This is a genomic window from Capnocytophaga canis (assembly GCF_000827555.1).
Classification (GTDB): domain Bacteria; phylum Bacteroidota; class Bacteroidia; order Flavobacteriales; family Flavobacteriaceae; genus Capnocytophaga; species Capnocytophaga canis.
Genome location: NZ_CDOI01000183.1, coordinates 1 through 7689, shown reverse-complemented (window position 1 = coordinate 7689; position 7689 = coordinate 1). Strand labels below are relative to the sequence as shown.

The following is a 7689-nucleotide window of genomic DNA, read 5'->3' as shown; positions in this document are numbered from 1 at the left end:
CAGGAACAATGGCTGCCGTATTAGGTTTGGATGATGCCGTAGTAGAAAAGGTTTGTGAATCCATCGAAGGTATTGTAACTCCTGCAAATTACAACTGTCCTGGGCAATTGGTGATCTCGGGTGAATTGAGTGCTATAGAAAAAGCCTGTGAAGCCATGAAAACCGCAGGAGCTAAACGAGCATTAGTGCTACCTGTAGGAGGGGCTTTCCATTCAGTATTGATGAAACCCGCCGAGGAAGAATTAGCAAAGGCTATTGAGAATACGCACTTTAGTAAACCTATATGTCCTGTGTATCAAAATGTAACAACAACAGCTGTTAGTGATGAAAACCAGATCAAAAAGAATCTTATCCAGCAACTAACTGCCCCTGTGAAATGGACACAGAGCGTACAGCAAATGATTCAAGATGGGGCTTCTGAATTTATTGAAGTGGGTCCGGGCAAAGTGTTGCAAGGGTTGGTTAAAAAAATTAATAAAGACGCTGTAGTAAGTTCAGCTGAGTAGTTTTACAAAAATGTATTTATTACCGTAATAAAAACAAATGGGATTTAGCAGAAATTCATAAATCCCATTTTTTTGATAAAAACAATTGTTTAACGAATAGTAGAAATCTTAAAAATTAGATTTCAATTACTTATTTTCCTATTTTTCAATATAATTCCATATATTTGTTCCTTGTTTGATTTCATGTATTTTTGCATATCCAAATAGGAACGCATCTGTAAAAAAAATATACAAAAGTGTCGATTGCTTATATCTTTAAAACCGCTTGGGAAGTTTTCCGCACCTCTATCTTAGTAAACGCTTTAGGGATGTTGGTTTTGTTTCTGGTCATAACTGGATTATATATTGTTATTTTCCCGATGCTGTTAGGCATTCCTTTGGAAGAGATTTCTCGTTTTACTATACAAACACCTGAACAACTTCAAAGTATTCTTATTTCACCTGACTTTCAAATTAAATTCACAGTATTTATGTTGCTCATCAACTGCATAATAGCTCCTATGACTGCTGGGTTTTATAGCATTTTTGGGTCTGTGCAAAAAAATGAGCTTCCAACGATGAAACAATTATTTTCATTTTACAATTCTCCTTATACGGCTCGAATTTTAGGTTCTGTTTTGGTGATCACAGCCATAAAAACGATTATTTCCATACTTTTGAACTTTCTGGGTTTAGAAGTAGCAAACGTTTCTATTTCCATATTAATTTCATTGTTGGTAACACTAACAATCCCTATAATAATATTTGAAAATCTATCACTGGTTGATGCTATGAGACAAAGCTCAGCACGTATTGCACCGTTCATGTTCACGGTTTTGTTAGTATTAGCTTTTGGAATCATTATGGGTTTTTCCGGAATCTTAGTTTTTGTTGTTGGAATATGTTTTACTCTACCATTCTTCTATGCCATAAATTACGCTTTGTATGCAATAACCAAAAGATAGAAATCAGCTTTATGGTTTAGCAAAGTGTTTATAAAATAATAGAATAATATAAAATTGAATAGTATGAAAAAAATCGCTTTACCTCTGCTCTTTGTAGCATCGTTTACATTGAATAGTTGTGCTGAATTGCAGCAAGTTATCAATTCAACATCTTCAACCACAGGTTTTAATATTACTGATGGATTGAAACAGGCTTTAGAAATTGGTGTTTCTAACGGGGTAGATTTACTTAGTAAGGATGGAGGCTATTTCCAAGATCAAGCCGTAAAAATTTTACTTCCTGCCGAGTTGCAAAAAGTGGATGCTACACTCCGAAAAATCGGTTTAGGAGCCTTAGCTGATGAAGGACTAAAGGTATTAAATAAAGCTGCTGAAAATGCCGTAACTGAGGCTAAACCCATTTTTGTTTCCGCCATCAAAAATATGACCATTAACGATGCTATGGGTATTTTGAAAGGAGATAATAATGCAGCAACTACTTACTTGAAAAACAACACATTTAGCTCTTTAGAAGCTGCTTTTGCACCCAAAATACAGAATTCTTTAAGCCAAGTGGGAGCTGACAAAATTTGGAGTAACTTGATAAATCGTTACAATCAATTGCCTTTAACAACTCCTGTTGAAGCCGATTTAACAACTTATGTTACTAAACAAGCTATCAACGGACTTTTTACAAAAGTAGCCGACAAAGAGAAAGAAATCCGAACTAACGTGGCAGCACGTACCACTCCATTATTGAAATCAGTTTTTGCCTTGCAAGACTAATAAAACTATTATGTTCATGAAAAAAAAGATAATAACTTTATGCACTATCGCTTCATTCGGTAGTTTACAAGCTCAACAATCTATGAGAGAACCCATCTTTACAACATCGTACGAATCGGCACCTTTTAGTGCGTTTAAGGCAGAAGATTTTAAACCTGCTATCGAAAAAGCCATCGCCGAAAGTCTAAAACAAATTGATGCGATTGCCAATTCAAAAGAAAAACCAACATTCCAAAACACTATCGAAGCGTTGGCTTACAATGGTGAAAAATTGGACAGAATCACAGCTATTTTCTTCAATTTAAACAGTGCCGAAACTAATAAAGATTTACAAAAAGTTGCTCAAAATATTTCTCCCCTGTTGAGTGATTATTCCAATGATATTCGATTAAATACAAATTTATTTCAGCGAGTTAAAAAGGTTTATGACGGACGTAAAAAATTAAAACTATCGCCCGAAGAAACCACTTTATTAGAAAAAACATACAAAGGCTTTACTCGCAATGGAGCCAATCTATCAGAAAAAGACAAAGAGCGTTTGCGTGAACTTGATAAAGAAATGTCGCGTTTACGTCTGCTCTTCGGGGAGAATGTATTAGCTGAAACACAGGCTTTTGAATTGCACATTACCGATAAAAATGACCTTAAAGGATTGCCTAATTTTGCTGTTGAAGCTGCAGCTCAAATTGCTACTGACCGCAAAAAACAAGGTTGGGTATTTACGTTAGATTTTCCAAGCTACAGTGCTTTTATAAAATATGCCGAAAACAGAGAGCTTCGCAAAAAAATGTTTATCGCTTTTGGAAGTCGTGGTTTCCAAAACAACAATAACGACAACCAAAAAATAGCTTTGGAAATTGCTAAACTACGTCATGAACGTGCCAATTTATTAGGTTACAAAACTCATGCTGATTTCGTTTTGGAAGAAACCATGGCTGAAAATCCAACTATAGTAAATGATTTTTTGAACAATTTGTTAGAAAAAGCGAAACCTGCAGCTCAACGTGAATTGGAAGAACTTAAAACTTTTGCTTTGGAAAGAGATGGTATTCGAGATTTCCAAAAATGGGATTTTACGTTTTACAGCGAAAAGTTAAAGCAGAAACGTTTCAATGTTGATGATGAGAAACTAAAGCCATACCTTAGTCTTAACAACGCCGTTAACGGAATGTTTCAAGTAGCCAATAGACTATACGGACTTAATTTCGAAAAAATAAATAACATTGAGAAATATCACGAAGAAGTTGAAACCTACAAAGTTACCGATGAAAAAGGGAACTATGTAGCACTGTTCTACACGGACTTCTTCCCAAGACCAGGAAAAAGAGCCGGTGCTTGGATGTCCTCTTTCAAAAATCAGTATATTAAAGACGGAGTAAATTCTCGCCCCCATGTGATTATCGTTTGTAACTTTACACGTCCCACTCAAACCCAACCTTCATTGCTTAGTTTCTACGAATTGCGTACGCTTTTCCACGAATTTGGACATGCTTTGCACGGAATTCTTGCCAACACCAAATATCCTAATCTGAGTGGAACCAGCGTTTCCCGTGATTTCGTTGAGCTCCCAAGCCAGGTATTGGAGAACTGGTGTTCGGAGGAAGAAACCTTAGCATTGTTCGCAAGACACTATGAAACTAACGAGCTGATTCCCATGGAACTTGTCCATAAGATTAAAGAATCATCTGCTTTTATGGAAGGATTACAAACCATGCGTCAGTTAGGTTTTGGTGTTTTGGATATGGCGTGGCACAATTCAAATCCGAATACAATTAAAAACATTAAATCATTCGAGGATAAGGCTGTTGCACCAACGGAATTATACCCAAAAATTGATGACACTTGCATTTCGACCGCCTTTTCACATATTTTCCAAGGAGGATACGCCGCTGGATATTACAGCTACAAATGGTCAGAAGTATTGGATGCAGATGCTTTTCAAGTGTTCAAAGAAAAAGGAATTTTCAATCGAGAAGTAGGAAATAGTTTTAAAGAACATATCCTCAGCAAAGGAGGCAGTGAAAAATCAATGGAACTTTACAAACGCTTCCGCGGAAAAGAACCTTCTCCCGACGCTCTGATGAAACGTGCCGGACTTGTAAAATAAAACATAATACATTCATAATCAAAATCCAACTTTGTCGAAATCTAAGAACTTCGACAAAGTTTTTTTAAATGATTTACACTCTAAAAATATATTATCGATTAATTTATTAAAAAAATGAAACAAATTTTATCTTTAATCATATGTTTTTGTATATCAATAGTTTGCGGACAAAACAAAATCTTGAAAGGACAAATCGTAGGAGAAAAAGGAGAGTCGGTTGAATATGCGAATATTGGTGTTGTTGGAACATATAAAGGAGTAATTTCCGATGAAAAAGGATATTTTAGCATTGATATTTCAACTCAAAAACCGATAGATAGTATCTATTTTTCCCATTTGAGTTATCATAGAAAAGCAATAGCAATTAAAGATATCCCTTCAGATTCCAAAATAATCTTGAAAGAAAATCACATCGAATTGATTCCCGTGGTGGTTTTTGATAAAGAGCCTAAATTGCGAACCATCAAAGGTAGAGGCACTCGTTTCCCCGGTGCGACAATAAGTTTTGGGAAATATTCGGAAAATGACAAAGAAAATAGCTCTTCCCACGAGAAAAGTAATACTGCTTATAAAGCAACACAAATTAGTGTCGGTGATTTTGTCACCCTAAGCCAAGAGTATGTTGCACGAGAATTTCATATTACATGCTTGAAAAATATCTCTGGTAAAACGCTGTTCCGTTTGAACTTCTACAAGGTTGAAGCTGATGAATCACTCGTCCCTCTGACCGAAAAACCCATATATATTGATTTTCCACAAGTCACAGAAAAGACTGATTTTGCAGAAAAGATCTATGTGAATTTACCCAAAGGAAAAATTTGGATAGAATTATCATTAGTTGATATTCAAGGGGATAATTACAATATTCTCTTCCCGATAGCATTCTCAGGAGGATGGGTTAGATATGACGGTAAGTTCCAAAAAATTCCTTTAGGACTCGGAGTGTCTTTTGCAATCAAAGGTCATAAAACAAAGATTTAAGTAAAAAGCATGATTCATGGTAGATTTGGTTAGAAAAGTAATGAATACACTCAAAAGCTACCCAGACTCACAAAGCTATAAAAAACATTTTTAAAAGTCAATACTAATTTTAGAAATGTTTTTTATAACTTTGGAGAAAATCAAAAAACATTTTTTATTGAACAGAAAACGCAATTAAAAGGACTTATATTCTATTGAATTTCAATAAAATAATAACTAAGCTACGAGTTATATCCTTGTACGAAGCCAGTGCAAAAAAATAAAATTTTATAACTAAATTGATTGATTATGAACAAATTTCTTTTTGGTATAGGCGTTATATTAACTTCAATAATTTCCTATTTTGCTTTTCTTTGGTTTCATATTTTTAATCATTCCAATAGCAGAGAGGAAGCTATCGAATCTTTCGATAAAAATATTCCAGATCTTATAAACAACACTATCGGTATTACCGCTTTTTGTATCCTATTAGGATTTATTTCAATTTTTTGTTTTTACTTGTCTGCAACAAAAAGTAATGGTATTTTTAAGAAAATTAACTTTCTTCTCTTATCCTTAAGCCTTTTTATATCTCTTTGGTATATTTGGACCTTATTGTAAATTTAACTTTTTGTGATTGTTCGTTTTAGAATTATATACTATAAAACCTCTCTAAAAATAACACACAGATAAAATACTGAAAATAAACCACATAGGCACATAGTTTTTCTATGCTTCTATGTGGTTTTCCTTTAGCCTTTCCCTCAATTCCAAAATAGTAATCAACATATGTTCCTCTTTCGTCTAATCAAATTACAAAAAAGAGACCGCCCTTTTTGGGACAGCCTCTTTTAATTAATAAATTGAAATATCTCGATTTTTTAGAAACTCCTATCTTAGGTTTGTGAAAATCACAAAAAACTTGCTCAAGCTCCTTAAAATGTAAAGAAAGCAGTGTGGTAGATAAAGCAATAACAGAGATTCGCGAGACATTTTTTTATATCCTTAGAAATCAATATAACTTCACAAAGGATTAGTCAACGAAAGCGTGTCTGTATTTTTTAACTTTGTTCCAAGCTCCACGCGTAAAATCAGGGATTTCAACTGGTGCACTTCCGTTCTCTAATGACAATTTAGAAAGAGGCACCAAGCAAGACCATTCTGCTAAATCATACACATCCATATCCAAAGGAAGTCCATTTCTTAGACAGTACACTAAACGATAGTCCATGATGAAATCCATACCTCCGTGTCCACCCACCTTTTTAGCTTGTTCTTCCAATTCAATATGGATTCTGTGTTTGTATTTTTGCATCAATGCTTTTTTCACATCTTCAGGTACAAATCCATGAGAATTCAAATTTTCGTGATTAGGCACATCATCTTTTGAAATATTCTCAGGTTCAATAGTATATCCTTGTGTAGGATATTTGTTAGCAAATCCTTGTGTTCCAGTTAGTTGATACATACGTGAATACGGACGAGGAGTCATTACATTGTGCTGAATTTGCATTGTTTTTCCTTTTTCCGTTTTAATCATTGTCATAGTATGATCTCCGTTTTGGAAATTATCTCCATTTTTGCCTGTCAATTGCTCATATAACTTCTTCCCTTTGAAAGGTTTGGTGTCAAAAGAAACCAAATAATTCATTTTATCACCTCGGTGAATGTCAAGAGCTTGACAAGCAGGTCCCATTCCATGTGTAGGATATACATCGCCACGGTGTTTTGCATTGTAATCTAAACGCCAATTATTCCAATAAGCTTTCCAGAAATCATCCAAACTATGGATGTAAGACCCCTCAGCATGGATTACTTCACCGAATAGCCCTTGCTGAGCCATATTAAGTGAAGTCAATTCGAAATAGTCGTACACGCAATTTTCAAGCATCATGCAATGCAGACGTTTTTTTTCAGCCATATTAATCAAGGCCCAAATATCCTCCATAGTCATTGCTCCTGGTACTTCAATGGCTACATGTTTTCCTTGCTCCATAGCATATAAAGCCATAGGGACATGCGTTTCCCAGTCAGTTACAATGTAAACAAGATCTACATCCTCTCTTTCGCAAAGAGCCTTCCAAGCGTCCTGTGAACCGCTATAACCTGGAACCCTTGCTAAACCAGCTTTTTCTAAGATTTGCTGAGATTTTTCTACTCGTTCAGGACGTATGTCAGCAAGAGCTGCTATTTTTGCTCCAGGAATGTGTGTAAAACGTTGCACCGCACTAGGTCCTCGCATTCCCAATCCTATAAAACCTACGCGAACAGTTTCCAGCTTCGGAGTTACCAAATTTACCACGTCCGTTTGACCTGCAGGACGTTTTGGAGTTTCAACCTTGATAGGCTGATACACTATTTTATCCATTGAAGTGGCTCCCACTTGTTTAGTTTTACAAGCCACAAG

Annotated in this window: 6 protein-coding genes; 5 read left to right on the top strand and 1 reads right to left on the bottom strand. The window is 35.3% G+C overall.

The annotated features are described in order from the left end of the window. The 5 genes from CCAND38_RS09675 to CCAND38_RS09655 form a co-directional block, all read left to right on the top strand. On the top strand, positions 1-506 hold a 506-nt coding region (locus CCAND38_RS09675), incomplete at its 5' end, for an ACP S-malonyltransferase (RefSeq protein WP_042345075.1). A 236-nt stretch (positions 507-742) separates the two neighbouring features. Next, entirely contained in the window at positions 743-1450 is a 708-nt protein-coding gene (locus tag CCAND38_RS09670; RefSeq protein WP_156129796.1) for a beta-carotene 15,15'-monooxygenase, read from the top strand. 63 nt (positions 1451-1513) lie between these two features. Next, a complete protein-coding gene (locus CCAND38_RS09665) occupies positions 1514-2215 on the top strand; it encodes a DUF4197 domain-containing protein (RefSeq protein WP_042009060.1) in 702 nt (233 codons plus the stop codon). Between the two features lie 82 nt (positions 2216-2297). Further along, the gene (locus CCAND38_RS09660; RefSeq protein WP_042009059.1) at positions 2298-4322 is read left to right on the top strand and encodes a M3 family metallopeptidase; all 2025 of its coding nucleotides are present in this window, start codon (positions 2298-2300) and stop codon (positions 4320-4322) included. Between the two features lie 114 nt (positions 4323-4436). Continuing rightward, complete coding sequence (locus CCAND38_RS09655) at positions 4437-5303, top strand: carboxypeptidase-like regulatory domain-containing protein (RefSeq protein ID WP_042345071.1); 867 nt, start codon at positions 4437-4439, stop codon at positions 5301-5303. 1012 nt (positions 5304-6315) lie between these two features. Here the strand turns inward: CCAND38_RS09655 and CCAND38_RS09650 are convergent. After that, positions 6316-7686, bottom strand: a complete 1371-nt coding sequence (locus CCAND38_RS09650) for a Gfo/Idh/MocA family protein (protein WP_042345073.1) — start codon at positions 7684-7686, stop codon at positions 6316-6318. Positions 7687-7689: the final 3 nt, after the last annotated feature.

What these genes read in the sequence shown, in the direction of transcription:
- CCAND38_RS09665 (WP_042009060.1), top strand. Translation starts at nt 1,514, where the DNA reads ATGAAAAAAATCGCTTTACCTCTGCTCTTTGTAGCATCGTTTACATTG.
- CCAND38_RS09660 (WP_042009059.1), top strand. Translation starts at nt 2,298, where the DNA reads ATGAGAGAACCCATCTTTACAACATCGTACGAATCGGCACCTTTTAGT.
- CCAND38_RS09655 (WP_042345071.1), top strand. Translation starts at nt 4,437, where the DNA reads ATGAAACAAATTTTATCTTTAATCATATGTTTTTGTATATCAATAGTT.